Source organism: Deltaproteobacteria bacterium (genome assembly GCA_005879795.1).
GTDB lineage: Bacteria > Desulfobacterota > Binatia > DP-6 > DP-6 > DP-6.
On sequence record VBKJ01000211.1, the window covers coordinates 1 to 22,670 of the forward strand.

At 72.6% G+C, this 22,670-nt stretch carries 26 protein-coding genes and 2 tRNA genes; 24 read left to right on the forward strand and 4 right to left on the reverse strand.

Features of this window, described 5'->3' with window-relative positions:
• The 3 genes from E6J59_18115 to lepB (E6J59_18125) form a co-directional block, all read left to right on the forward strand.
• Positions 1-351: elongation factor 4 (locus E6J59_18115; protein TMB16759.1), on the forward strand; the 351-nt coding region annotated here is incomplete at its 5' end.
• Positions 352-378: 27 nt separating this feature from the next.
• Positions 379-1,119 (forward strand): signal peptidase I, encoded by a 741-nt coding sequence (lepB, locus tag E6J59_18120; GenBank protein ID TMB16760.1) that lies wholly within the window; start codon positions 379-381, stop codon positions 1,117-1,119.
• A 2-nt stretch (positions 1,120-1,121) separates the two neighbouring features.
• The gene (gene lepB / locus E6J59_18125) at positions 1,122-2,090 is read left to right on the forward strand and encodes a signal peptidase I (protein TMB16761.1); all 969 of its coding nucleotides are present in this window, start codon (positions 1,122-1,124) and stop codon (positions 2,088-2,090) included.
• Here the strand turns inward: lepB (E6J59_18125) and E6J59_18130 are convergent.
• Positions 2,087-2,902: an alpha/beta fold hydrolase gene (locus tag E6J59_18130; protein TMB16762.1), complete on the reverse strand. Its 816-nt coding sequence runs from the start codon at positions 2,900-2,902 to the stop codon at positions 2,087-2,089. The genes lepB (E6J59_18125) and E6J59_18130 overlap by 4 nt on opposite strands.
• Positions 2,903-3,188: 286 nt before the next feature.
• On the opposite strand from E6J59_18130, the gene E6J59_18135 reads away from it, so the two are divergent.
• Positions 3,189-3,626 (forward strand): helix-turn-helix transcriptional regulator, encoded by a 438-nt coding sequence (locus E6J59_18135; GenBank protein TMB16781.1) that lies wholly within the window; start codon positions 3,189-3,191, stop codon positions 3,624-3,626.
• Here E6J59_18135 and E6J59_18140 read toward each other — a convergent pair.
• On the reverse strand, positions 3,611-5,110 hold the full coding sequence (locus E6J59_18140) for an acetyl-CoA acetyltransferase (protein ID TMB16763.1): 1,500 nt from the start codon (positions 5,108-5,110) through the stop codon (positions 3,611-3,613). The two genes, E6J59_18135 and E6J59_18140, sit on opposite strands and share 16 nt — an antisense overlap.
• Positions 5,111-5,146: 36 nt before the next feature.
• Here E6J59_18140 and E6J59_18145 point away from each other — a divergent pair, with 36 nt between their 5' ends.
• On the forward strand, positions 5,147-6,106 hold the full coding sequence (locus tag E6J59_18145) for a nitronate monooxygenase (protein ID TMB16764.1): 960 nt from the start codon (positions 5,147-5,149) through the stop codon (positions 6,104-6,106).
• A 105-nt stretch (positions 6,107-6,211) separates the two neighbouring features.
• On the opposite strand, the gene E6J59_18150 is transcribed toward E6J59_18145, so the two are convergent.
• Positions 6,212-7,318 (reverse strand): AI-2E family transporter, encoded by a 1,107-nt coding sequence (locus E6J59_18150; protein ID TMB16765.1) that lies wholly within the window; start codon positions 7,316-7,318, stop codon positions 6,212-6,214.
• Positions 7,319-7,421: 103 nt separating this feature from the next.
• On the opposite strand from E6J59_18150, the gene E6J59_18155 reads away from it, so the two are divergent.
• The 9 genes from E6J59_18155 (at position 7,422) to E6J59_18195 (ending at position 14,785) form a co-directional block, all read left to right on the forward strand.
• Positions 7,422-7,493 (forward strand) — tRNA-Val (locus E6J59_18155).
• A 40-nt stretch (positions 7,494-7,533) separates the two neighbouring features.
• Positions 7,534-9,474, forward strand: a complete 1,941-nt coding sequence (thrS, locus tag E6J59_18160) for a threonine--tRNA ligase (GenBank protein TMB16766.1) — start codon at positions 7,534-7,536, stop codon at positions 9,472-9,474.
• On the forward strand, positions 9,471-9,986 hold the full coding sequence (locus tag E6J59_18165) for a translation initiation factor IF-3 (protein TMB16782.1): 516 nt from the start codon (positions 9,471-9,473) through the stop codon (positions 9,984-9,986). Before thrS ends, E6J59_18165 begins: the two co-directional genes overlap by 4 nt.
• 17 nt (positions 9,987-10,003) lie before the next feature.
• Positions 10,004-10,201 carry a 50S ribosomal protein L35 gene (gene rpmI / locus E6J59_18170; protein TMB16767.1) on the forward strand — a complete coding sequence of 66 codons (198 nt, stop codon included), beginning with the start codon at positions 10,004-10,006 and terminating at the stop codon, positions 10,199-10,201.
• A 29-nt stretch (positions 10,202-10,230) separates the two neighbouring features.
• Complete coding sequence (gene rplT / locus E6J59_18175) at positions 10,231-10,593, forward strand: 50S ribosomal protein L20 (protein TMB16768.1); 363 nt, start codon at positions 10,231-10,233, stop codon at positions 10,591-10,593.
• 2 nt (positions 10,594-10,595) lie between these two features.
• Positions 10,596-11,645, forward strand: coding sequence for a phenylalanine--tRNA ligase subunit alpha (gene pheS / locus E6J59_18180; GenBank protein TMB16769.1), 1,050 nt, complete (start codon positions 10,596-10,598; stop codon positions 11,643-11,645).
• Positions 11,646-11,661: 16 nt separating this feature from the next.
• Complete coding sequence (locus E6J59_18185) at positions 11,662-14,076, forward strand: phenylalanine--tRNA ligase subunit beta (protein TMB16770.1); 2,415 nt, start codon at positions 11,662-11,664, stop codon at positions 14,074-14,076.
• Between the two features lie 21 nt (positions 14,077-14,097).
• Complete coding sequence (locus E6J59_18190; protein ID TMB16783.1) at positions 14,098-14,403, forward strand: integration host factor subunit alpha; 306 nt, start codon at positions 14,098-14,100, stop codon at positions 14,401-14,403.
• 10 nt (positions 14,404-14,413) lie between these two features.
• Positions 14,414-14,785, forward strand: a complete 372-nt coding sequence (locus tag E6J59_18195) for a MerR family transcriptional regulator (GenBank protein ID TMB16771.1) — start codon at positions 14,414-14,416, stop codon at positions 14,783-14,785.
• Positions 14,786-14,801: 16 nt separating this feature from the next.
• On the opposite strand, the gene E6J59_18200 is transcribed toward E6J59_18195, so the two are convergent.
• Positions 14,802-15,296, reverse strand: a complete 495-nt coding sequence (locus E6J59_18200; GenBank protein ID TMB16772.1) for a hypothetical protein — start codon at positions 15,294-15,296, stop codon at positions 14,802-14,804.
• Positions 15,297-15,533: 237 nt separating this feature from the next.
• Between E6J59_18200 and E6J59_18205 the strand changes: the two genes are divergently transcribed.
• The 10 genes from E6J59_18205 to E6J59_18250 all read left to right on the forward strand — a co-directional run.
• A tRNA-Pro gene (locus tag E6J59_18205) sits at positions 15,534-15,607 on the forward strand.
• A gap of 97 nt (positions 15,608-15,704) precedes the next feature.
• The gene (gene surE / locus E6J59_18210) at positions 15,705-16,475 is read left to right on the forward strand and encodes a 5'/3'-nucleotidase SurE (GenBank protein ID TMB16773.1); all 771 of its coding nucleotides are present in this window, start codon (positions 15,705-15,707) and stop codon (positions 16,473-16,475) included.
• Positions 16,466-17,119, forward strand: a complete 654-nt coding sequence (locus E6J59_18215; protein ID TMB16774.1) for a protein-L-isoaspartate(D-aspartate) O-methyltransferase — start codon at positions 16,466-16,468, stop codon at positions 17,117-17,119. The genes surE and E6J59_18215 overlap by 10 nt, the downstream gene beginning before the upstream one ends.
• A 6-nt stretch (positions 17,120-17,125) precedes the next feature.
• Positions 17,126-17,854, forward strand: a complete 729-nt coding sequence (locus E6J59_18220; protein ID TMB16775.1) for a M23 family metallopeptidase — start codon at positions 17,126-17,128, stop codon at positions 17,852-17,854.
• The gene (locus E6J59_18225) at positions 17,847-18,368 is read left to right on the forward strand and encodes an adenine phosphoribosyltransferase (protein TMB16776.1); all 522 of its coding nucleotides are present in this window, start codon (positions 17,847-17,849) and stop codon (positions 18,366-18,368) included. Before E6J59_18220 ends, E6J59_18225 begins: the two co-directional genes overlap by 8 nt.
• An 11-nt stretch (positions 18,369-18,379) precedes the next feature.
• Positions 18,380-19,261: a cation transporter gene (locus E6J59_18230; protein ID TMB16777.1), complete on the forward strand. Its 882-nt coding sequence runs from the start codon at positions 18,380-18,382 to the stop codon at positions 19,259-19,261.
• Between the two features lie 15 nt (positions 19,262-19,276).
• A complete protein-coding gene (locus E6J59_18235; GenBank protein TMB16778.1) occupies positions 19,277-19,669 on the forward strand; it encodes a hypothetical protein in 393 nt (130 codons plus the stop codon).
• 11 nt (positions 19,670-19,680) lie between these two features.
• Complete coding sequence (locus E6J59_18240; GenBank protein TMB16779.1) at positions 19,681-20,121, forward strand: archease; 441 nt, start codon at positions 19,681-19,683, stop codon at positions 20,119-20,121.
• 56 nt (positions 20,122-20,177) lie between these two features.
• Positions 20,178-21,560, forward strand: coding sequence for an RtcB family protein (locus E6J59_18245; GenBank protein ID TMB16784.1), 1,383 nt, complete (start codon positions 20,178-20,180; stop codon positions 21,558-21,560).
• Between the two features lie 45 nt (positions 21,561-21,605).
• A partial coding sequence (locus tag E6J59_18250; GenBank protein ID TMB16780.1) for a class II fumarate hydratase occupies positions 21,606-22,670 on the forward strand: 1,065 nt, incomplete at its 3' end.

Sequence of the window (22,670 nt, forward strand, 5' to 3'; positions counted from 1 at the left end):
GTGAAGCTCGATATCCTGATCAACGGCGACGTCGTGGACGCGCTCTCCGTCATCGTCCACCGCGACCACGCCTACCTCCGTGGGCGCGACCTGACGCAGCGGCTCCGCGCGCTGATCCCGCGGCAGATGTTCGAGGTGGTGATCCAGGCGGCGATCGGCGCCAAGGTGATCGCGCGCGAGACCGTGAAGGCGCTGCGCAAGAACGTGACCGCCAAGTGCTACGGCGGCGACATCACCCGCAAGCGGAAGCTCCTCGAGCGCCAGAAGGAGGGGAAGAAGCGCATGAAGCAGGTGGGGCGGGTCGAGATCCCCCAGGAGGCCTTCCTCGCCGTGCTCAAGGGTGGCGACTGATGGGACGCTCGTCTATCATGCGACGCCATGCCTAGCCCCGAGCCCCGGCGCCGGGCTGCGGCCCCGGCGGCCGCGCGGCCGGTGGCGAAGCCGAAGTCGCAGGTCCGCGAGTACGCGGAGGCGCTCGCGGTCGCATTGCTGCTCGCGCTCGTGATCCGCACCTTCGTGGTGCAGGCGTTCAAGATCCCGTCCGGCTCGATGCTCCCCACGCTCCAGATCGGCGATCACCTGCTGGTCAACAAGTTCCTCTACGGCCCGCGCCTCGAGATCCCGCTCACCGAGGTCTCCCTCGGGCGCCTGCCGGGGCTGCGCAAGCCGCGCCCGGGCGACGTGATCGTCTTCCTCGCGCCCGCGCGCGCCTCGTCGGACCGGCAGCGGCGGGACTTCATCAAGCGGGTGATCGCCGTCGAGGGCCAGACGATCGAGGTGCACGCGAAGCAGGTCTACGTCGACGGCAGGCCGTGGGACGACCCGCACGCCGCCTTCCTCTACGGCAAGCCCGATCCGGCCGCGGAGCGCCCGTCCAATCCGCAGCTCCGTCCCTGCGGCAGCCTCGAATCCGGCCCCGGGCAGAGCTGTGCGCCCTACACGGTGCCGCCCGGCCACGTCTTCGTCATGGGCGACAACCGCGACCAGAGCTACGACTCGCGCTTCTGGGGCCCGGTGCCGATCGACGATATCAAGGGGCAGGCGCTCATCATCTACTGGTCGTGGGACGGCCCCGACCGCTGGGTGCGCTGGGACCGGATCGGGCGGCTGGTCAACTGACGATGCGCGGGCGGGCGAGGGGGGTGCTGGCCGCCGCCCTCTCGCTGCTGGCCGTGCTCGGCCTGGGCGACGTCTACAACGGGGAGACGCGGAAGGGGATCTCGCTCTTCGGGCTCGCGCTTGCCGTCAACCTGGGCGGGTTGGTTGCGTTAAGCCTTCTGCTGGCGACTGCGCCGTCGGCCTGGGCGCTGGTCGCGTACGTCCCGGTGTTGCTCACCCTGGTGGGGCTCTACGTGTATGGATGCGGACGGGCGTACGCCCGGGCGGTGCGGCTGAAGGAGGCGCCGCGGCACCGCCTGCGCGCCTGCGTAGCGTACGCGGTGTGCGCATGGCTCCTGTCGGCCGTGACGCACCACCTCGTTCGATCCGTGGCCCTGCAAGCGTTCAAGAACCCCTCGGGCGCGATGATCCACACGCTCGAGATCGGCGACCGCTTTCTCGCGAACAAGTTCGTGTACGGCGCGCGCCTGGAGAGCCCGTTCTCGGACGCGCCGCTGGCACGCCTGCCGGGGCTGCGCGCGCCCCGGCCCGGGGACGTGATCGTCTTTCTCGCACCCCCGCAGGCGTCAGCCGACGGCAAGCGCCGCACCTTCGTGAAGCGCATCGTCGCGGTCGAAGGACAGACGATCGAGGTTCGCGCGAAGCAGGTCTACATTGACGGGAAGCCGTGGGACGACCCGCACGCCACCTTCCTGTCCGGCAAGCCGGACCCGACGGCCGAGCGCCCATCGAACCCCCTCCTCCGGGCCTGCGGGAGCCTCGAGAGCGGCAGCGGGCCGAACTGCGCCCCGTACACCGTGCCGCCCGGCCACGTCTTCGTCATGGGCGACAACCGCGAGCAGAGCTACGACTCGCGCTTCTGGGGTCCGGTGCCGATCGGCGACATCAGGGGGCAGGCGCTCGTCATCTACTGGTCCTGGGGGACTCCCGAACGGCCGGTCCGCTGGGAGCGAATCGGTCAGCCCGTCTAGTGAGCGAGCAGCTTCTCCAGCGCCGCGTTGAACGCCTCGGGCTCCTCGAGGTGCGGCGCGTGCCCGCTCTGCTCGAAGACGGTCAGCTTCGCGCCCGGGATCCACTTCACCAGGTCCTCGCCGTGCGCGAGCGGCAGGAGCGCGTCGTGCTTGCCGTGCAGGACGGCGGTGGGGACTTTGAGCTTCTTCGCCCCCGCGCGGAGATCGGCGGCGAGGAGGGCGTCGAAGCAGGCCTCGGCCACGTGCGGCGGGGTCTTCTGCATCTGCCCGACCGCCCAGGAGAGGAGCGGCGAGTGCGGGTCCTTGAACAGCCGCGGCGCGAAGTCGCGCACGAAGGCGCGGAAGTCGGCGGCGATCGCCTTCTTCATCTCGGCCGCGCGCGCGGCGTCGGCGAGCGGGTTTTTCGCGTCGTCCAGCCCGCCCGCCGTCGTGCACACGAGGGCGAGCGCGCTCACGCCCTCGCCGAGCCGCTGCGCCAGCTCGAGCACGAGGAGCCCGCCCATCGACCAGCCGACGAGCGCGATCCGCGGCACGGCGAGGGCGCGCACCAGGCGCTCCAGGTCGGAGGCCATGGCGCCGATCGTGTACCCGGTGCGCGGGTGGGACGATTCGCCATGGCCGCGCACGTCGACCGTTACCACCGTATGCCGGTCGCGGAGCGCGACCACCTGCCGCTCCCAGAAGGTGCGGTTGGCGGTCCAGCCGTGGACGAGGAGCACCGGCGGGCCGCCGCCCGCGCGGTCGTAGCGGAGCGAGACGCCTGCGTGCGACAGGAAGGGCATGTGGGCTCGTAGCCCGGCTGCCGAGGACATCGCAAGCGCTGCAGCGTGGGCACAGGCGGATGACACGCTGCATCAGGGGGGGGCCGGAGGCCCTCCCAGCCTCCCGCGGGAGCCCGATGCGCCCTTGGTTCCTCGTCTTTTGGGGCCGGCGCTGTCCCAAGTAGGACAGCACCCTCGTCGCCTACCGGCTTGACGGAAAAACAGTACCCGGCGTATTGGTCCAACGGGTACCGTCGGCCAGGGAGCTTTTCTCCCATGTACCGGGGTAGCGGAGATGGGAGCACACATGAATGAAGCGACAGATTGGCGGGAGTGGATGCGCGGTCTCGGGCGCCAGCTGCGTCGGGTGCGTGAGTTTCTCGGGCTATCGCAAGATCAGGTGGCCCAGCTCGCGGGGGTGAGCCAGGGGGCGGTGAGCCGCCTGGAGGCCGGCCGTGGTCTCGCCACCCCCCTGGTGGTCGTGCTGAAGGTCCACCTGGTGCTGAGCCGCGCGCTGCGCGCGTTCGATCCCGCCCTGCCCGACGAGGAGGTGCGCGCCCTCGAGAGCCTGATCGCACCCCCGAACGGCACCGGCAGCCGGGAGCCGCTGCCGGTCACGAGAGACGCCGACCTCGAGATGCTGGTGCACCTCTATCGCACGCTCCCCGAGCGCCAGCGGCGCACGCTGGTCGCGGTGGTGCGTGCGACCGCCGACTCGCTCGGTGAGACGACGCCGGCGGCCGGGGACTTCAAGGCCAGTCACGCCGGGTCGTAGCGGTTCACACCGCCGACGGGGCTGACGCGGCCCGCGCGGCCGATCTGCTCCTCGCGCTCCATCGCCTCGAGCACCGCGCGCTCCGCCCGCACCACGGCGAGGAAGCGCCGGCCGTCGCCGAGCCGGCCGATGACCGCGCCGCGCTCGGGGCTGCCGTCGCGGCCGTGGACGATGGTGTAGGCCTCGATCGTGCCGCGGCCGGACGCCTCCTCCACCACGGGCGGGTGGGGGAGCGCGTCGACCCACCGCTGGAGCGCCGCGCCGCCCACGTGCTGCCACCCCGGCGGCGGCGTGCCCGCGTAGATCGCGAGCGCGTGCTTGGTCAGGTTCCAGCCGAGCGCGTGCGCGAGCGCGAAGCTCTCCGGCTCGGCGCGCAACCGCGCCGCGAGCGTGGCGATGGCGTGCGTGGCGTAGTTGCTGCCCGGTCCACCGAACCACGGGAGGGCGCCGGTCACGGTGAGCGGCCGCGGGTCGTCGGGGGCGACGCCCAGCATCGCGGCCGAGAGGCGCGGCGCGATCGGGAAGCAGCCGTAGAGATCGAGGTGTGTCACCCGCTCGATGCCGAGGCCGACCCCCTCCAGGAGGAGCGCGCCGGCGCGGCGGACGCCCGGCAGGGTGTGGTAGTCGGTGCGGTCCTGGAAGAACCAGTGCTCGCTCACGTCGACCCCGGCCCAGGGGTAGATCCAGCGGGCGGGCGCGATCCCGAGGCGCCGCGCGGCGGCCTCGCTCGCGAGTACGAGCGCCGCCCCCTGGTTCACGTCGAGGATCGCGTTCATGAACTTGGGGTAAGGGAAGCCCACCATGCGGTTCTCCGCCGTCAGCGTGGAGAGCGTGGCCGCGTCCTTCGCATCGCGGAACCACGCGTAGGGGTTCCCGGCGGCGATCGCCGCCGCGCGCGCGGAGAACTCGGCGAGCTCGCGCCGGTGCGCGTCGAGCGAGAGGCCACGCGCGGCCCGGAAGGCGTTCTCGGCCATCGGATAGGTGACGATCGGCTGCCCGATGCCGTGGCGCGCCTCGTGCGCGCTCACGCCGGGCCGCCCGTCGCCCCAGGGCGGCCCCGACGCCGGGCGGTGCGCCCATGCGGCGGGGCGCCCCAGCGTTGCCAGCTTCCGAACCGTCTGCCAGGCCTCGGCGCCGGCGACGAGCGCGAGCTCCACGCGGCCGGCGGCGATCTCGTCGCACAGGTGGTTCACGAGCGACTGCGGCGTGTTCCCGCCCAGGGTGGTGTTGATCGAACGTGCCGGCCGCGAGCCGAGGCGCTCGGCGAGGAGGCCGGCCGCGTCGCCGTAGTCGTGGCTGATGACGTTCACGACCGCGACCGTGTCGAGCGCGGCGAGGAGCCGCGGCCCGCCGCCCGCGTCCTCGGCGGCGCGGCGCGCGGCCTCCTCCATGAGGACGAGCGGCTCGCGGCCGGCGGTCGGGTCGGCGGGCCGGTCGACGGTCTGACCCGCGCCGACCAGCACGGGGAGGATTCGCTCTGGCATGAGGGTTCCTCGCGTGCTACGCGTCCCCAAGTCAAGATGCTGCGCACGCCGATCTGCGATCTCTTCGGCATCGAGTACCCGATCCTGCTCGCCGGCATGGGCGGCGTGTCGATGGCGCCGCTCGTCGCCGCGGTGTCGAATGCCGGCGGCCTCGGCGTGATGGGCGCGGCCGCGCTCTCGCCCGACGACCTGCGCGCCGAGATTCGCAAGACCAAGGCGCTGACGCGGAAGCCGTTCGCCGTCGACCTGCTCGCGCCGCTGCCGCAGATGATCGTGCCCTACCTGCCCATCCTGTACGAGGAAGAGGTCGAGATCTTCGTCGCCGGCCTCGCCGTGCCCGAGCAGCACGTGGCCGCGATGAAGGCGCACGGCATGAAGATCATGGTGATGACCGGCAAGGTGAAGCACGCCGTGCGCGCCGAACGGGCGGGCGCCGATGTGGTGGCCGCGCAGGGGACGGAGGCGGGCGGCCACACGGGCGAGATCGGCACGCTCGCGCTCGTCCCGCAGGTGGTGGACGCCGTGCACATCCCGGTGGTGGCCGCGGGCGGCATCGTCGACGGGCGGGGCGTGGTGGCGGCGCTGGCCCTCGGCGCGCAGGGCGCGGTCATCGGGACGCGCTTCATCGCCACGCCGGAGGCGACGGCGGCCCGCCAGTACCGCGAGGCGCTCGTCCGCGCCGAGCAGGACGAGACCATCCGCACGCGCGCCTACTCGGGAAAGCCCCTGCGCGCGCTGAAGAACCCGTACATCGCCGACCTCGAGAGCGATCCGGCCAAGATGAGGCCCTTCCCCGAGCAGCTCATGATCTCCTCGCAGCGCAACGTGATGGCCTACTGGAACCCGGAGGCCGATCCGGAGAGGACCTGCTTCCCGGCGGGGCAGGGCGTGGGCGGGTTCCGCGAGATCAAGCCGGCGGGCGAGGTCCTGCGCGAGATCGTGGCGCAGGCGGAAGCGGTGCTCGGCAGCAGTGTGTTCACGCGCAACGGGCAGTAGCGGTAGCACTGCCTCGCTTCTGGCTCGCGGCGCTCGCCAGCCTGGGAGAATCGGTGGAGCTGGGAGCGCCACTCCGCGACTACTGGGGCCACGCGGCGGTGTAAGTCAGCCCGACGCCGCGCGCCGCTCGGGCGGCTCGGCGGGCGCCGCGGCGGGCGTCCCCTGGTACTCCTCGCGGTAGATCTCGACGAAGGAGAACAGGATCGCGAGCACGACCGGCCCGAGGAACACGCCGAGAAACCCGTACACGCTGAGCCCGCCCAGGATCGAGACGAGGAGCGGGAACGTGGGCAGCTTCGCGCGCCCGCCGATGAAGAGCGGCTTGATCCAGTTGTCCGCCGTGCTGACCGCGAGGACGCCCCACACCGCGAGCCCGACGGCGTAGCCGAAGCGGCCGATGAGCGCCAGGTAGAGCGCCGCCCCGCTCCACACGAAGGCGGGGCCCGCGAGCGGCAGGAAGGAGGCGAGGCCGGTGATGAAGCCCAGGAACACGCTGAAGCTCAGGCCGCACACCCGGTAGCCGAGGCCGGCGAGCAGGCCCTGCGTGACGGCGGTGACGAGCATGCTCTGCACCACCGCGCTGAGGGTCGCGTAGAGGCGCCCGGCGATCGCCTCCTTGTGCTCGCGCTCCATGGGGAGGAGGTCGCGCACGCGCCCGGCCATCGCCTCGCCGTCGCGGAAGAAGAAGAAGAGCGCCACCAGCATGAGGACGAAGTTCACGACCGAGAGGAGGGCGTTGCGTGCCAGCGCGGTCGCGTGGCCGACGATCTGGTCCGAGACCCAGTTGGTGGCCCGCAGGAGGAGGTCGGAGAGGTCGATCGAGAGCTGCTCGAAGAGCGGGGCGACGCGCATCCAGAGGCCGCCGAGCCGCGAGCCGCGGACCTGCTCCACCAGCGCCACGAGCTCGCCCTGCTGGACGGCCTCCTGCAGGCGGCGGTAGGCGCCCGTCGCCTCCCGCACGAGGAGCGAGCCGAGCAGGAACGAGGGCAGGACCACCACCAGGGTGACGGCCAGCACCAGCACCAGCGCGGCGAGCCCGCGCCGCCCGCGGAACAGGGCGACCAGCCGATTGGTGAGCGGGTAGAAGGCGAGGGCGAGGATCGCCGCCCACACCAGCGGCGCGAAGAAGGCCGCGACGAAGAGGTAGAGCTGGTAGAGCAGGAACAGGAAAACGGCGAAGAAGAACGCCGCGAAGAGCTGCTCCCGCGACACGCAGCGTGCACTCTAGACCCCCGCCCGGCCGACCTCAAGCGCGATTGCGCCTTGACAGGCCGGCAGGGGATTGGTACCGGAATCGCCTTCTCGGGCGTGACGTAGGCACGTAGCTCAGTGGGAGAGCGCTTCCTTGACGCGGAAGAGGCCGGCGGTTCAATCCCGCCCGTGCCTATCCACCTCCTGACTCCCGCGCGTTCGGTCCCGTCGTCCGGATGATGGAGATCAGTGTGACGTTCGAGGACGGCGCGACCGAGCGCTTCCCCGCGGGCACGACCGCGGGCGCGGCGCTGGCCGCGTACGCCCGGGGCAGCGGCGGCGACCGCAAGGCCGTCGCGCGGGCGATCGCGGCGCGCGTCGACGGCTCGGCGACGGCCGTGGTCGACCTCTCCCGGCCGCTCATGGCCGACTGCCGGCTGGCGCCGGTCGCCCCCGAGTCGCGCGAGGGCCTGGAGGTCCTCCGCCACTCCTCGGCGCACGTGATGGCCCAGGCCGTGAAGCGCCTCTTCCCCGAGACCGAGATCACGATCGGCCCCGTGATCGAGAACGGCTTCTACTACGACTTCAAGCGCCCGGGCGGCTTCGCGGCCGAGGACCTGCCGCGCATCGAGGAGACGATGCGCGCGATCGTGCAGGAGGACCTGCCCGTCCGCCGCGAGGAGGTCCCCAAGGCCGAGGCCATCCGCCGTTTCCGCGCCCTGGGCGAGCACTACAAGGTCGAGATCATCGCGGGCATCCCGGACGAGAGCGTGTCGCTCTACCACCAGGGCGAGTTCGTCGACCTGTGCCGCGGCCCGCACGTGCCCTCCACCGGTCGTATCCCGGCCTTCAAGCTCACCAGCCTCGCCGGCGCCTACTGGCGCGGCGACGCGCGCAACGAGCAGCTCCAGCGCATCTACGGCACCGCATGGGCGAGCCCGGATGACCTGGAGGCGTACCTCCGGCGCGTCGAGGAGGCGAAGCAACGCGACCACCGCCGGCTCGGCCAGGCGCTCGACCTCTTCTCGCTGCACCCGATCGCGCCCGGCTCGCCCTTCTTCCACCCGAAGGGCGCCGTCGTCTACAACCTCCTCGTCCAGTTCGTGCGCGGCCTCTACGCGCGCTACGGCTACACCGAGGTCATCACGCCCCTCATCTACAAGACCGACCTCTACAAGACCTCGGGGCACTACGACCTCTTCAAGGACGACATGTTCCTGCTCACGATCGAAGAGGAGGAGTACGGGGTGAAGCCCATGAACTGCCCCGGCCACTGCCACCTCTTCGCGAGCCGCAAGCACTCCTATCGCGATCTCCCGATCCGCTTCGCCGACTTCAGCCGCCTCCACCGCTTCGAGCCCTCGGGCACGCTCGCCGGGCTCGTGCGTGTCCGCTCGATGGCGCAGGACGACGCGCACATCTACTGCACGCCCGAGCAGCTCGACGGCGAGCTCGAGCAGTTCATCGCGATGACGCGCGAGGTCTACTCCGCCTTCGGCTTCGACCGTATCGACGTGACGCTGCAGACGCGGCCGGAGAAGTTCCTCGGCCGCGTCGAGCTGTGGGACGCCGCCGAGGACGCGCTCCGGCGCGCGCTCGAGCAGGCCGGGTTCACGGTGACGCCACTCCCCGGCCAGGGCGCCTTTTACGGCCCGAAGATCGGCTTCGACTTCAGGGACGTCCTCGAGCGCTCCTGGACCCTGGCGACGGTCCAGATCGACTGCGCCATGCCCGAGCGCTTCGGGCTCACCTACGTGACCGCCGAGGGCACCGAGGCCACCCCCGTGATGCTCCATCGCGCCGTGCTGGGCTCGCTCGAGCGCTTCATCGCGATCCTGCTCGAGCACACGGCGGGCCGGCTGCCGCTCTGGCTCGCGCCCGTGCAGGTGCGGGTGCTGCCGGTCAGCGAGAAGGCGGCCGCGTACGCGACGCGGGTGGGGGAGGCCTGCCGCGCGGCCGGGCTGCGCGCCGAGGCCGACCTCCGCAACGAGAAGCTCGGGTACAAGGTGCGCGAGGCCGAGCTCGAGAAGGTGCCGGTGGTCGCCGTCGTCGGCGAGCGGGAGGCGGTCGCGGGGACGGTCGCGCCGCGCGCGGGCGGCGCGCCGCAGCCGATGGCGCTGGACGTCTTCGTCGCCCACACCGCCGCCCAGGCCCGCATGCCGGGAGGGGTCCCATAGCCAAGATCGAGGACAAGACCCGCGTGAATGTGCAGATCCGGGCGCGCGAGGTGCGCGTCATCGGCGCTGACGGGGCGCAGCTCGGCGTCATGACAGCGCAGGACGCGCTCCGCCTGGCGCAGCAGAAGGAGCTCGACCTGGTCGAGGTCGCGCCCACCGCGAACCCGCCCGTCTGCCGCATCATGGACTACGGCAAGTTCCGCTACGCGCAGAAGAAGAAGGCGCAGGAGTCGCGCAAGAAGTCGGCGGCCACGGTGCTGAAGGAGGTCAAGGTCGGCTCGCAGACGAGCGTGCACGACGTCAACTTCAAGGTGGGCCACATCCGCGCCTTCCTGGCCGAGGGCCACCGGGTCAAGGTGTCGGTCTTCTTCCGCGGGCGCTCGATCACACACCCCGAGCTCGGCAAGGTGATGCTCGAGCGGATCGCCGAGAAGGTGGCCGACGTGGCCGCCGTCGAGCAGCAGCCGCGCATGGAAGGGCGCAGCATGTCGATCATGCTGATCACCAAGTAGGGCAGGGGAGGGACCGCATGCCGAAGATCAAGACGAGCCGGGGCGCGGCCAAGCGCTTCAAGCTGACCGCCAAGGGCAAGGTGAAGCGGCGGCGCGGGTACCTCCGCCACATCCTGACCAACAAGACCCGCAAACAGAAGCGCCGGCTCGGCAAGGCCGCGCTGGTCGACAAGGCGAACGAGAAGGCGATCAAGCGCCTCCTCCCCTACCTCTGAGGAGTCCGCTTCCCGAAAGGAGCCGAGCCATGCCACGCGCGAAGGGCGGCCCGAAGACGCGCCGCCGTCACAAGAAGATCATGAAGCAGGCGAAGGGGTACGTCGGCGGACGACGCAAGACGTATCGCCAGGCGCGCGAGACGGTCGAGCGCGGCCTCACCTACGCCTACCGGGACCGCAAGCAGCGCAAGCGCGACCTCCGCTCGTTGTGGATCGTGCGCATCAACGCCGCGGCGCGTGCGCACGGGCTCTCCTACAGCCGGCTCGTCGCCGGGCTCAAGGTTGCGGGGGTTGCGGTCGATCGCAAGATCCTGGCCGCGCTCGCGCTCGACGACCCCAAGGCCTTCGCCCGCATCGCGGAGGTCGCCCGCACGCCAGCCGCCGCCTCCTGATCTTGCGCGCCGACCTCGCACAGCTCCGGGAGGCGGCGCTGGCAGAGATCGCGGCTGCCCGGACCCCGGTGGAGCTGGAGGCGATCCGCATCCGTTACCTCGGGCGCAAGGGCTCCTTGAACGCGGTTCTGCGCGGCCTCGGGGCGCTGCCCGCGGCGGACCGGCCCGCGCTCGGGGCTCTCGCCAACCAGGTCAAGGACGCGATCCAGGCAGGGCTCGCCGCCCGGGCGGGCAGCCTCGGCGCGGCCGAGCTCGAGCGCTCGCTCGGCGAGGACCGCATCGACGTCACGCTCCCCGGCCGCGAGCGTCCACGCGGGCACGTCCATCCCCTGCGCCAGGTCGAGGACGAGATCGTCGGGCTCTTCGTCGCCATGGGCTTCCGCGTCGCCGAGGGCCCGGAGATCGAGGACGACTACCACAACTTCGGCGCGCTCAACTTCGAGCCAGACCATCCCGCGCGCGACACCCAGGACACGCTCTTCTTGGCGGCGGGCGACGACGCGCTGCTGCGCACGCACACCTCGCCGGTGCAGATCCGCGTCATGCGCTCCACGAAGCCGCCGCTCCGCGTGATCGCGCCCGGCACCGTCTACCGCCGCGACGAGCTCGATCCCACCCACTCGCCGATGTTCCAGCAGGTCGAGGGCTTCATGGTGGACGATCGCGTCACCTTCGCCGACCTGAAGGGCGTGCTCGTCCATTTCCTCCGCCGCTTCTTCGGGGCCGAGACCGGCGTGCGCTTTCGGCCGAGCTTCTTCCCCTTCACCGAGCCGAGCGCCGAGGTCGACATCGCGTGCACGGCGTGCGCGGCCGCCCCCCGAGCGCCCGACCCGGGCTGCCGGGTCTGCCACGGCGGCGGGTGGCTCGAGGTCCTTGGCGCCGGCATGATCCATCCGAACGTGCTGCGCGCCGGCGGCTGCGACCCCGAGGCGGTGCGCGGCTTCGCTTTCGGGATGGGCACGGACCGGCTCGCGCTCCTCCGCTTCGGCCTCGCCGACCTGCGGCTCTTCTACGACAACGACCTCCGCTTCCTCTCCCAGTTCCCTTTCTAGGAACTAGCGGGCCGCCATGCGCATCCCGCTCTCCTGGCTCGCGGAGTTCGTCACCTGGAGCCGCCCGGCTGCGGCGCTCGCCGAGCGACTCACCATGGCCGGCGTGAAGATCGAGGCCATCGAGGAGGTGGGCCGGCTCGACCCCCGGATCGTGGCGGGGCGGCTCGCCGCCGTCGAGCCGCACCCCGACGCCGACCGCCTGCGGGTGTGCCGGGTCGATGTCGGCGGGCCGGCGCCCATCGTCGCCGTCTCCGGCGCGCCGGGACTCGCGGCGGGGCAGCTCGTCCCGATGGCGCCGCCGGGCGCGCGCCTTCCCGAGGGGCGCGAGGCGCAAGCGGTCCGCATCCGCGGCGTCGAATCCGCCGGCGTCCTCTGCTCCGAGGCCGAACTCGGGCTCGGGGAGGACGCGAGCCAGGTGCTCGTCCTCCCGAGCGACGCCGCGCCGGGGACGCCGCTCGCGCGGCTCCCCGGCATCGCCGACACCGTGCTCGAGGCCGAGGTGACGCCGAACCGCGGCGACTGCCTCTCGATCCTCGGCGTGGCGCGCGAGGTGGCGGCCGCGACGGGCGCGCGCTTGCGCCACCCGCGCCCCCGCCCGCGCGAATCGGGCGCCGCCGCCGCGCGCGAGGTGCGGGTGCGCGTGGAGGCGGCCGACCTCTGCCCGCGCTACTGCGCGCGCGTCGTGCGCGGCGTCGGCGCCGTGCCCTCGCCGCTCTGGGTCCGGCTGCGCCTGCGGCGCGCCGGCATGCGAGCGCTCAACGCGGTGGTCGACGCCACCAACTACGTGATGCTCGAGCGGGGCCAGCCGCTGCACGCCTTCGACCTGGAGCGGCTCGCCGAGCGCCGCATCGTGGTGCGCCGGGGCGCTCCCGGCGAGCGGCTCACGACCCTCGACGGCGTCGAGCGTGCGCTCGAAGGGGACGACCTGGTGATCGCCGACGGCCGCGGCCCCGTGGCGCTGGCGGGCGTGATGGGCGGCGCCACGTCCGAGGTGACGCCCGCGACGCGCGCCATCCTCCTGGAGAGCGCCTTCTTCGTCCCCGCCAGCGTGCGCCGCACGAGCCGGCGCCTCGCCCTCCCGTCGCAGGCGGCGTACCGCTTCGAGCGTCGTGTCGACCCGGCGATGGTGCCCGAGGCGCTCGATGCCGTGGCGGCGCTCATCGCGCGCCTCGCCGGCGGCCGGGTGGCGCCGGGCATCGTGGAGGACGCGCCGGGGACGAAGGCGCTCGGGCCGCCGATCATCCGGCTCCGTCCGCAGCGCGTGAGCGCGCTCCTCGGCGCGCGGCTCGCGCGCGGCCAGATCGTGCGCAGCCTGCACGCGCTCGGCGCGACCTGCCGTGCCGAGCGCGACGCGCTCCTGGTCACGCCGCCGTCCTTCCGGGGGGATCTCCGTCTGGAAGAAGACCTGGTCGAGGAGGTCGCACGCGTGGGCGGTTACGATCGCATCCCGGTGACCCTCCCCGAGGTGCTTCTCGCCGCCGGCGAGGACACGCCCGCGCGGCGGCTGGCGGCCCGCGTGCGGCAGGCGCTGGCCGCCGCCGGCCTCGCCGAGATGGTGACTCTCGCCTTCACCGACACGGAGACGAACCGCCGCTTGCCGGGCTTCGTCGGTCGCGCGCTCGCGCCGCTCGCGGTGAAGAACCCGCTCTCCTCCGAAGCGGGGGAGCTCCGGCGCTCGCCGCTCGCCGGCCTGCTGCGCGCGCTCCGCCTGAACCTCGCGCTCGGCGCCACCTTCGTTGGCGCCTTCGAGCTCGGCAAGGGCTACGGCCTCGACGCGCACGACACCCGCCAGGAGCCGCACGCGGTCGCGCTCCTGCTGGCGGGCGCCTGGCCGGCGTGCGGGGTCGAGCGCAGCGGGCCACCCGTCGACTTCCTCGACCTGAAGGGCGTCCTCGGCGGCGTCCTCGCGGCGCTCGGCGTGGCGGGCGAGCGCGTCGACTGGCGGCCCGCGGGGGAGATCGAGTTCCTCCACCCCGGCAAGGCGGCTCTGGTCGAGTGCGAGGGGACACCCCTCGGCGTGGCCGGGGCCCTCCACCCCACGATCACGCAATCCGCTGATCTTCCAGGGGAAGTGTGGGCGGCGGAGCTTGACTTCGCGGCACTCGCTCACTATGTTCCCCGCCACCTCGCGTTGAGGCCGTTGCCTAGATTCCCCGCCGTCACCCGTGACCTCGCCGTGGTGGTTGACGAGACCTTTCGGGCCGGTGACATCCTCGAGGAGATCCGTACGTTGCAGAACCCGCAGATCGAGCTGGTACGCTTGTTCGACTGCTACCGCGGGGCACCGATCGCGGCTGGGAAGAAGAGCCTTGGCTACACGATCGCCTATCGCGCCCCTGACCGGACGCTGACCGACGAGGAGGTGAACGCGTTGCATGCCGCGGTTCTCCAGCGTCTGGCGGGGCGCTTCGCGCTAGAGTTCCGCACCTGAAGGAGCCCCGGCGCCATGACCATGACGAAGGCCGACATCGTGGAACGCATCTACGAGAGAGTCGGCTTCTCGAAGAAGGAGGCGACGGAGGTGGTGGAGTCGATCTTCGAGCTGGTGAAGCGCCACCTCGAGCGTGGCGAGAAGGTCAAGGTCTCCGGCTTCGGCAATTTCGTCGTGAACGAGAAGCGCCCGCGCAAGGGCCGCAACCCGCAGACCGGCGAGGAGATCGTCATCTCGGGCCGCCGGGTACTCACCTTCAAGGCGAGCCAGGTGCTCAAGAAGACGATGAACGGCGGGCCCGCCGCCGGGACCGGCAACGCCGCCTGAGAGCCGGGCCGTGAGCGCGATCGACCTTCCCGGCAAGCTCTACTTCAAGATCGGCGAGGTGGCGCGCCTGGTCGGCGTCAAGCCCTACGTGCTGCGCTACTGGGAGAGCGAGTTCGGCGCGCTCCGGCCCGGCAAGACCCGCTCCCGGCATCGCCTCTACCGCCGCAAGGACGTCGAGACGCTGCTCGAGATCCGCCGCCTGCTCTACGTCGAGCGCTACACCATCGAGGGCGCCAAGCGCCGCCTGCGCGAGGGCGCCCGGCCGGCGGAGGAGGACAGCGCGCGTACGGACGGCGCGAAGCTCGCCCAGGTGCGCCAGGAGCTCGCCGACCTCTGCCGCCTGCTCGAGCGCGATCCGGCGCCGCCGCTCAAGATCGAGTAAGGTCCGCGCCGCTCGACTAACGCACCGTGCTCGCGCGCTTGGTGCGGAGGTGGAGCCGGTAGACCTTCTTCGCCGCCGGCGTCGGGCCGCCGTTCGCTTCGCGCTCGACCAGCCGCTTCGTCTTCCAGGCGAGGAGCGCGCCGCGCAGCGCCGAGGGATCGATGCCGAGCGTCTCGCACACGTTGTTGAAGGAGAAGGGCCAGTCGTAGTCGACGGCGCGGATCCACGCCTCCGCCTGCTGCGAGAGGAGCCGCGGGTTGGAGCGCGGGTTGCGGAGGTGCTCCTGGAAGCAGCGGATGCCGTCCTCGAGCACGGCCAGCATGAGGGCCTTCTCGCCCGAGGCCAGGCTGTCGCGCCGCGCGCCCTCGAAGAACTGCGCGGGGAGGACGACGTCGGGGGCGAACAGGTCTGCCAGGCTCTCGGGGGTGCTGGGACCCCGCGGCGCCGCCCCCGGCCCCTGCTCCCGTACCTCGACCTCGGCTGCCGCCGTCTCGCCCACTGTGTTCGCCATGGACCGCCCTCCCGGCAGACGGGCGAAGATGCAACCCGTGCGCCAGCGCACGGCGGGCCGCCGATGCTCGAATTCTTTGCGTTCCGGCGCGGCGCGGGGCGCACGGCGCGGGTCGAAATTGACACTCGTGTCCCAAGCGTCAAAAAGCTGGCAAGCTATCAGCCGCGCGCGCCCGCGTGTCACGCGCTTGACGTGCGCCTTGACTCGCCGCCGGGGGTCGCGTAGCGAGGGGGGCGCCGGGGCGTGGCGCAGCCAGGTAGCGCACTCGCTTGGGGTGCGAGTGGTCGGCCGTTCGAATCGGCTCGCCCCGACTCTCCAGGAGCCCGCAGCCGGAACGTTGCCTGGACGGGCTCCTGGGTGCCACCGCGCAGCTTGCAGGCGGCCGGTCGCGGTGGCACCCTGCGCCCAGTGCGCACGGATGCGACGCCGCTCATCCTGGTCTCCAACGATGACGGCGTGCACTCGGAGGGCATCGCGGCGCTGGCCGGGGCGCTCGGAGATCTCGGCCAGGTGGTGGTGGTGGCGCCGGACCGCGAGCGGAGCGCCGTCAGCCACTCGCTCACGCTCCACCGGCCTCTGCGCGTGAAGGAGATCGAGCCGGGGTGCTACGCCGTCGACGGCACGCCGACCGACTGCGTGAACCTGGGCGTCAACGGCATCCTGCCCCGGCGCCCGGCGCTGGTCGTCTCCGGCATCAACAAGGGCGCCAACCTGGGCGACGACGTCACCTACTCGGGCACGGTGTCGGCGGCGATGGAGGGGACGCTGCTCGGCCTCCCGGCCTTCGCCATCTCGCTCCTCGGCCGGGGCGATTTCCACTTCGACGCCGCGGCGCGCTTCGCGCGGCGCCTGGCGGCGTGGGTGCTCGAGCGGGGGCTCCCGCCCGATACGCTGCTCAACGTGAACGTCCCCGCACCGCTCGACGGCGAGCCCATCCGCGGCTTCGCCTTGACGCGCATGGGGCGGCGGCGCTACGGGGACGCCATCATCGAGAAGGTCGATCCGCGCGGCAAGAAGTACTACTGGATCGGCGGCGACGAGCTCGCGTTCGAGGATGCCGAGGGCACCGATTTCCACGCCGTGAGCCACGGCCTCATCTCGGTCACGCCGATCCACCTCGATCTCACCAACTACAAGTCGTTCGACGCGCTCCGCGCGCTCCAGCTCCCATGGCCCTAGAGTTCGAGGACGCCCGTCACCGGATGATCGCCGAGCAGCTCGAGGCGCGCGGCTTCCGCGACCCGGCCGTGCTCGCCGCCATGCGGCAGGTGCCGCGCCATCTCTTCGTCGACCCAGCGCTCAGCGAGCGCGCCTACGAGGACACCCCGCTGCCGATCGGCGAGCGGCAGACGATCTCGCAGCCTTACATGGTGGCGCTCATGAGCGAGGCGCTCGAGCTCGCGCCCGGCGCACGCGTGCTCGAGGTGGGGACCGGCTCGGGCTACCAGGCGGCGGTGCTGGCCGAGATGGGCGCGCGCGTCATCTCGCTCGAGCGCATCCCCCGCCTCGCCGAGCATGCGCGCGGAGTGCTCGAGCGGCTCGGCTACGCTGATCGGGTGACCGTCGAGGTGGCCGACGGCACGCTCGGCTGGCCGCCGGGCGCGCCCTACGACGCGATCGTGGTCACGGCGGGCGCGCCGCAGATCCCGCGCCCGCTGATCGAGCAGCTCGGCGAGCGGGGTCGGCTCGTCCTCCCCATGGGCGAGGACGAGCTGCAGACGCTGGTGCGCCTGCGACGCGGGCCCGAGGGGCTCGTCGAGGAGTACCTGGGTGAGTGCCGCTTCGTGAAGCTGCTCGGCAGCTACGGGTGGGAGGAGACGTAAGAGAGGGTGCGGCCGGGCGGGCGAGGGGCGGTGGTGGTGGTGCTGATCGAGCTCATCGCCTGCGCCGGACCGGCAGGTCTCCGGCACCGGGTGGAGCGCGGCGAGAGCCTCTACCGGATCGCCAAGGCCTACGGCGTCACGCCCGAGGAGCTGGCGCGCGTGAACGGCATCAGGGACACGGGCCGCATCGAGGTCGGGCAGGTGATCGTCGTCCCGCGCGCCCGGCGCGCGCTACCGGTCGGCGTGATCACGCCCGAGAGCGCGCGCGGCGACCGCCCCGCGCCCCCCGAGCTGCCGCGCGGCCCCTCGCCCTTCGTGTGGCCGGTCGAGGCGGGGGTGGTGACCTCGCCCTTCGGCCCGCGTGGCGATACCCATCACGATGGCATCGACATCGGCTCGCGCGAGGGCGCGCCCGTGCGCGCCGCGCGCGCGGGACGCGTGCTCTACAGCGACCACCTGCGCGGCTACGGCAACCTGATCATCGTCGCGCACGACGACGGCTACGCGACCGTCTACGCGCACAATCGCGAGAACCGGGCGCGCCCGGGCGCGGAGGTCCGCCAGGGCGATGTCATCGCGCTCGTCGGGCAGAGCGGCAAGACATCGGGCCCGAATCTCCACTTCGAGGTGCGCAAGGACAACATCGCCCGCAATCCCCTCTTCTACCTGCCGGCGCTGCCCGCCGGCGGGGCGGCGTACCGGCGCGTGGATGTGGTAGAGGGAGGGCATGGTTGACCTCCGGCGCCGCATCCGCGACATCCCGGACTTCCCCAAGCCGGGCATCGTCTTCCGCGACATCACGCCGCTGCTCGCCGACGCCGACGCCTTCCGCGCCATGGTCGACCGCTTCGTCGAGCGCTACCGCGGCCGGGCCGACGTGGTGCTCGGCATCGAGTCGCGCGGCTTCCTGATCGGCGCGGCCGTGGCCTACGGGCTCGGCACGGGCATCGCCCTCGTGCGCAAGCCGGGCAAGCTCCCCGCCCAGACCTACGCCGCGCGCTACGAGCTCGAGTACGGCAGCGACATGCTCGAGATCCATCACGACGCGATCGGCACCGGCCACCGCGTGCTCATCGTCGACGACCTCCTCGCCACCGGCGGGACGGCCGCGGCGGCGGTGGAGCTGGTCAGGCGCTGCGGGGGCGACGTGCTCGGCTGCGCGTTCGTGATCGAGCTCGCCTTCCTCGGCGGCCGCCGCCGGCTCCGGGACATCGAGGTGTTCTCGCTCGTCACCTACGAGCGCCCCTGAGGCCCGCCCGCATGCACGAGCGCGACCCCGCCCGCGAGCTCGGCGCCCTGCGCAGCGGCCTCACGGCGACCGCGCTCCTCTGCATCGTCGAGCTGGTGGGCGGCTACCTGACCAACAGCCTCGCGCTCGTGAGCGACGCGGCCCACATGTTCACCGACATGGCGGCCCTCGGCTTGACGCTCTTCGCGCTCTGGATCTGCAGCCGGCCGGCGAGCGAGACGAAGACCTTCGGCTACTACCGGGCCGAGATCCTCGCCGCGCTGGTGAACGGCGTGGTGCTGTGGGTGATCGTCGTGTTCATCGTGGCCGAGGCGTGGCGGCGGCTGCACGATCCACCGGCGGTCGAGGGCCGCGGGCTCCTGGCCCTCGCCCTCCTGGGGCTCGTCGTGAACGCGGTGGTGGCCCTGCGGCTGCGCGAGCACCGCGGGCGGAGCCTCAACCTGTACGGCGCCTACCTCCACGTCCTCTCGGACCTGCTCGGCTCGTTCGGCGCGGTGGCCGCGGGGCTGGTCATCGTGCTCACGGGCTGGAACGCCGCCGACGCGCTGGCGAGCGGGCTCATCGCCGCCCTCATCCTCTTCGGCTCGTGGGCGCTCGTGCGCGAGGCGGTGGACGTGCTCATGGAGGCGGTACCGGCGCACATCGACCTGGAGGCGCTCCGCCGCTCGCTCGAGCGCGTGCCGGGCACGGACGAGGTGCACGACCTGCACGTGTGGAGCCTCACCACCGGCCGCTACGCGCTCTCGGCGCACGCCGTGGTGGCGGTCGATCACGACGCGGACGACGCCATCCTGGCCGCCCTGGCCGACGTCTGCGCGCGCGAGTTCCACATCGAGCACGTGACCATCCAGATCGAGCACGAGAGCCGCCGCGCGGCGGAGCCCGCGCACTGACGGAAGGAGGCTCCCATGACCCGCCTCGTCTCGCTCGTCCTCGTGGTGCGCGACCTCGAGCACGCCCTCGCCGTCTACGAGCGCGCGCTCGGGTTCGCGCGCGTCGGGGAGGCGAGCGACGTGCCGAGCCTCGGCGCGCGGCACGTCTTCCTGCGCGCGCAGAACTGCCTCCTCGAGCTGGTCCAGCCGCGCGAAGACCAGTCGCCGCCCGGCGTCTTCCTGCGGCAGCGCGGCGAGGGCATGTTCGCGATGGAGCTGCGCGTGGACGACCCCGCGAAGGCGCGTGCGGACCTGGGGCAGGCGCAGGTCGAGGCGCGCGGCGCCGCCGCGCACTGGTATGTCCGTCCCGTCGACGCCCACGGCATGCTGGTCGAGGTCGCCTCCGCCGAGGCGCCCGACCCCGCGTAGGCCCGGGCGCGATGGTCACCCGGGCACGCGATCTGGGCCCCTGCGTGCGCGAGATCGAGCACACGGCCGACCTGGGGCTCGAGGTGGACGCGCCGAGCCTGCCCCTCCTCTTCGAGCGAGCGGGTCTGGGCATGCTCGGGCTCATGATCGACCTCGCGGCGGTCGAGCCGCGCGCGCGCGTCGCGATCGCGCTCGCGGCCGAGGACCGCGAGGCCCTGCTCCGCGACTGGCTCCAGCACCTCCTTGTCCGCCTGCAGGCCGGAACCTTCGCGCTGAGCGAGCTCGCCGTCGAGGAGGTGAACGAGCGCGCGCTCCGCGCCTGGGGCGCGGGCGAGCGCGTTGACCGCGCCCGGCACCGTCTCTATACGGAGGTGAAGGGCGTCACCTACCACCAGCTCGCACTGCGCGAGACGGCGAGCGGCTGGTGGGCGCGCATCATCCTGGACGTCTGACCGTGGAGCTCCACCGCATCGGCGACTGTGTCTGGGAGATCGCGCGCCAGGGCGGCATGCGGGTGCCCGGGCGGATCTACGCGAGCGAGAAGCTCATGGCCGAGCTGCGCGACGATCCCGCGCTCGGGCAGGTCGCGAACGTGGCGCACCTGCCCGGGATCGTCGGGCATGCCCTCGCCATGCCCGACATCCACTGGGGCTACGGCTTCCCGATCGGCGGCGTGGCCGCGGTCGACGCCGAGGAGGGCGCGATCTCGCCCGGCGGCATCGGCTTCGACATCAACTGCGGCGTGCGCCTGCTGCGCACCGCGCTCGCCGCCGACGACGTCGGCCCGCACCTCGGGCGTCTCGCCGACGCGCTCTACCAGGCGATCCCGGCCGGCGTCGGCTCCGAGGGTGCCATCCCGAAACTCACCCGGGCCGAGGAGAAGCAGATGCTCGCGCGCGGCGCGGCCTGGGCGGTGGCGCGCGAGTTCGGCCGGGCCTCCGACCTGGAGGCGACGGAGGAGGGCGGCTGCCTCCGCGAGGCCGACCCCGACGCCGTGTCGGACACGGCGCTCGAGCGCGGGCGGAGCCAGGTCGGGACGCTCGGCTCCGGGAACCACTTCCTCGAGGTCCAGCGCGTGGACGAGGTGTACGACCCGCGCGCCGCCGCGGCGCTCGGCCTCGCGGCGGGCGGGGTGACGGTCATGATCCACTCCGGGTCGCGCGGGCTCGGCTACCAGGTGTGCGACGACGCGCTCCGCACCATGGGGCGGGCCATGGCGCGCTACGGGATCGACATGCCCGACCGCCAGCTCGCCTGCGTGCCGCTGCGCTCGCCCGAGGGGCAGCAGTACTTCGCTGCCATGGCGGCGGCGGCGAACTTCGCCTGGACGAACCGCCAGGTGATGAGCGGTCTCGCCGAGCGCGCCTTCGCGGCGGCGCTCGGCCTCGGGCCCGCCGCGCTCCGCTTCGGGCTCGTCTACGACGTCTGCCACAACATCGCCAAGCTCGAGGAGCACCCGGTCGACGGCCGGCCGCGCCGCGTGTGCGTGCACCGCAAAGGTGCGACGCGCGCCTTCGGCCCGGGCCATCCCGCCCTCGCCGCCCATCTCCGCCCCCTCGGGCAGCCCGTCATCATCCCCGGTGACATGGGCCGCTACTCCTTCCTCCTCCTCGGCACGGCGGGTGCGATGGCCGAGACCTTCGGCACGACCTGCCACGGCGCCGGCCGCGTCATGAGCCGCACCCAGGCGAAGAAGGCCGGGCACGGGCTCGACCTGGTGGCCGAGCTCGGCAGGCGCGGGGTGCTCGTGCGCGCCCAGTCGCTCCGCGGCGTCGCCGAGGAGATGCCCTGGGCCTACAAGGACGTGGCCGACGTGGTGGACGTCGTCGACCGGGCCGGGCTGGCGCGCCGGGTCGCCCGCCTCCGGCCGCTCGCGGTGGTGAAGGGGTGAGCGGGGCCCTTTTTTTTCGCCGTCGAGATGATAGGGGCTCGCTCCATGGCCGACACCCGCATCGAACGCGACAGCATGGGTGAGATGGTGGTGCCCGCGAACGCCTACTACGGCGCGCAGACGGCCCGGGCGGTCGAGAACTTCCCGATCTCCGGCCTCCGCTTCCCGCGCAGCTTCATCGCCGCCCTGGGCACCATCAAGGGCGCCTGCGCGCGTGTGAACGCCGCGCTCGGGCTCCTCGACCGGCGGCTCGCCGACGCCATCGCTCGCGCCGCCGCCGAGGTGGCGGAGGGGAAGCTCGACGGCGAGTTCGTGGTCGACGTCTTCCAGACCGGCTCGGGGACCTCGACCAACATGAACGCCAACGAGGTGATCGCGAACCGCGCCCTCGAGCTGCTCGGCGCCCGGCGCGGCGACAAGAGCGTCGTCCACCCGAACGACCACGTGAACATGGGCCAGAGCACCAACGACGTCTTCCCGACCGCCATCCACGTGGCCGCCTACGGCGAGATCACCCGCGCGCTGCTGCCCGCGCTCGAGGAGCTGGCGGCGGCCTTCGAGGAGCGCACCCGGGCCTTCGCCGACGTGGTGAAGGCCGGCCGCACGCACCTCCAGGACGCCGTCCCCATGACGCTCGGGCAGGAGTTCGGCGGCTACGCGAGCGTCATCCGCCACGGCATCGCGCGCGTCGCGTCGACGCTGCCGCACCTTGCCGAGCTGCCGATCGGCGGCACCGCCCTCGGCACCGGCCTGAACGCGCCGCCGGGCTTCGGCGAGAAGGTCGCGGCGGAGCTGGCGGGCGCGACCGGGCTCCCCTTCGTGACGGCGCCGAACCGCTTCGAGGCGATGCAGAACCGCGACGCCGCGGTCGAGACCTCGGGCGCGCTCCGCACCCTCGCCGTCGGCCTGATGAAGATCGCCAACGACCTCCGCCTGCTCACCTCGGGCGGGCGCACCGGCCTGAACGAGATCGAGCTGCCCGCGACGCAGCCCGGCTCGAGCATCATGCCGGGGAAGGTGAACCCGGTGATCCCCGAGGCGGTGAACCAGGTGGCGGCGCTCGTGATCGGCCACGATGCGACCATCGCGATCGCGGGCATGAACGGGAAC

Coding starts and splice junctions, on each gene's coding strand:
- lepB (TMB16760.1), top strand. CDS start 379: ATGCCTAGCCCCGAGCCCCGGCGCCGGGCTGCGGCCCCGGCGGCCGCG.
- lepB (TMB16761.1), top strand. CDS start 1,122: ATGCGCGGGCGGGCGAGGGGGGTGCTGGCCGCCGCCCTCTCGCTGCTG.
- E6J59_18130 (TMB16762.1), bottom strand. CDS start 2,902: ATGTCCTCGGCAGCCGGGCTACGAGCCCACATGCCCTTCCTGTCGCAC.
- E6J59_18135 (TMB16781.1), top strand. CDS start 3,189: ATGCGCGGTCTCGGGCGCCAGCTGCGTCGGGTGCGTGAGTTTCTCGGG.
- E6J59_18140 (TMB16763.1), bottom strand. CDS start 5,110: ATGCCAGAGCGAATCCTCCCCGTGCTGGTCGGCGCGGGTCAGACCGTC.
- E6J59_18145 (TMB16764.1), top strand. CDS start 5,147: ATGCTGCGCACGCCGATCTGCGATCTCTTCGGCATCGAGTACCCGATC.
- thrS (TMB16766.1), top strand. CDS start 7,534: ATGATGGAGATCAGTGTGACGTTCGAGGACGGCGCGACCGAGCGCTTC.
- rpmI (TMB16767.1), top strand. CDS start 10,004: ATGCCGAAGATCAAGACGAGCCGGGGCGCGGCCAAGCGCTTCAAGCTG.
- rplT (TMB16768.1), top strand. CDS start 10,231: ATGCCACGCGCGAAGGGCGGCCCGAAGACGCGCCGCCGTCACAAGAAG.
- E6J59_18185 (TMB16770.1), top strand. CDS start 11,662: ATGCGCATCCCGCTCTCCTGGCTCGCGGAGTTCGTCACCTGGAGCCGC.
- E6J59_18190 (TMB16783.1), top strand. CDS start 14,098: ATGACGAAGGCCGACATCGTGGAACGCATCTACGAGAGAGTCGGCTTC.
- E6J59_18200 (TMB16772.1), bottom strand. CDS start 15,296: ATGGCGAACACAGTGGGCGAGACGGCGGCAGCCGAGGTCGAGGTACGG.
- E6J59_18215 (TMB16774.1), top strand. CDS start 16,466: ATGGCCCTAGAGTTCGAGGACGCCCGTCACCGGATGATCGCCGAGCAG.
- E6J59_18225 (TMB16776.1), top strand. CDS start 17,847: ATGGTTGACCTCCGGCGCCGCATCCGCGACATCCCGGACTTCCCCAAG.
- E6J59_18230 (TMB16777.1), top strand. CDS start 18,380: ATGCACGAGCGCGACCCCGCCCGCGAGCTCGGCGCCCTGCGCAGCGGC.
- E6J59_18235 (TMB16778.1), top strand. CDS start 19,277: ATGACCCGCCTCGTCTCGCTCGTCCTCGTGGTGCGCGACCTCGAGCAC.
- E6J59_18240 (TMB16779.1), top strand. CDS start 19,681: ATGGTCACCCGGGCACGCGATCTGGGCCCCTGCGTGCGCGAGATCGAG.
- E6J59_18245 (TMB16784.1), top strand. CDS start 20,178: ATGCGGGTGCCCGGGCGGATCTACGCGAGCGAGAAGCTCATGGCCGAG.